Source organism: Streptomyces rugosispiralis, assembly GCF_024505145.1.
GTDB classification, from domain to species: Bacteria; Actinomycetota; Actinomycetes; order Streptomycetales; family Streptomycetaceae; genus Streptomyces; species Streptomyces rugosispiralis.
The window spans coordinates 1-1,282 of record NZ_JANIAA010000163.1; the positions used below are offsets into that span (position 1 = coordinate 1).

At 68.8% G+C, this 1,282-nt stretch carries 1 protein-coding gene; it reads left to right on the forward strand.

The genetic code is table 11. The annotated features are described in order from the left end of the window. Positions 1-1,282: non-ribosomal peptide synthetase (locus NP777_RS46850; protein ID WP_449343570.1), on the forward strand; the 1,282-nt coding region annotated here is incomplete at both ends.

Sequence of the window (1,282 nt, forward strand, 5' to 3'; positions counted from 1 at the left end):
CGCCGGATGCGGTGGCGGTGGTGGCGGGTGGTGTGTCGCTGTCGTATCGCGAACTGGATGGGCGTGCTGGGCGTTTGGCGGGGTTGTTGGCTGGGCGTGGGGTGGGTGCGGAGTGTTTTGTGGCGGTGGCGTTGCCGAGGTCGGTGGACCTGGTGGTGGCGTTGCTGGCGGTGTGGAAGGCGGGGGCGGCGTATCTTCCGCTGGACACGGAGTATCCGGCGGACCGGCTCGCGTACATGCTCCAGGACGCCACACCGGCACTCATCCTCACCTCGGCGGAGTCCGCCGACCACCTTCCCCAGATCGGTGGCGTTCCGCGTCTGCTCATGGACTCCGCAGCCGTGCGGGCAGCCTTCGACGACCCGGCCGACGTCGAGGAGGTACGGGCGGCCACGGCCCCCGACACCTCCGCGTATGTGATTTATACGTCGGGTTCGACGGGGCGGCCGAAGGGTGTGGTGGTGCCGCAGGGGCCGTTGGCGAACTTTGTGGTGTCGATGGCCGGGCGGTTCGGGCTTTCGGGTGAGGACCGTTTGCTGGCGGTGACGACGGTGGGGTTCGACATCGCGGGTCTTGAGTTGTTCGTGCCCCTGCTGTCTGGCGCTGCGGTGGTGGTGGCGGAGCGGGATGTGGTGCGGGATCCGGCGGCGTTGTGTGGGTTGGTGTCTGCTGAGCGGATTTCGGTGATGCAGGCGACGCCGAGTTTGTGGCGGGCGGTGCTGGCCGAGGATCCGGCGGTGCTGAGGGGTGTGCGGGTGCTGGTGGGTGGTGAGGCGTTGCCCGCTGATCTGGCGGTGGCGTTGGCTGGTCGGGCCGGGTCGGTGACGAATCTGTATGGTCCGACGGAGACCACGATTTGGTCGACGGCCTGGCCGGTCACCCCCGAGAGCGCGAACGGTCCGCGTATCGGGCGGCCGATCGCCAATACCCAGGTGTATGTGCTGGACGGCGGGTTGCGGCCGGTGCCGGTCGGGGTGCCGGGTGAGCTGTATATCGCGGGTGAGGGTGTGGTGCGTGGCTATCACGGGCGGTCGGGGCTGACGTCCGAGCGGTTCGTGGCCGATCCGTTCGACCGTACCGGCGGTGGGCGGATGTATCGCACGGGTGATGTGGTGCGGTGGACCGCCGATGGTGAGCTGGAGTATCTGTCGCGGGTCGATGACCAGGTCAAGCTGCGTGGTTTCCGGATCGAGCTGGGTGAGATCGAGGCGGTGCTGGCCGGGCATGATGGCGTGGCCCAGGCCGCGGTCCTCGTGCGCGAGGACCGGCCCGGCGACAAGCG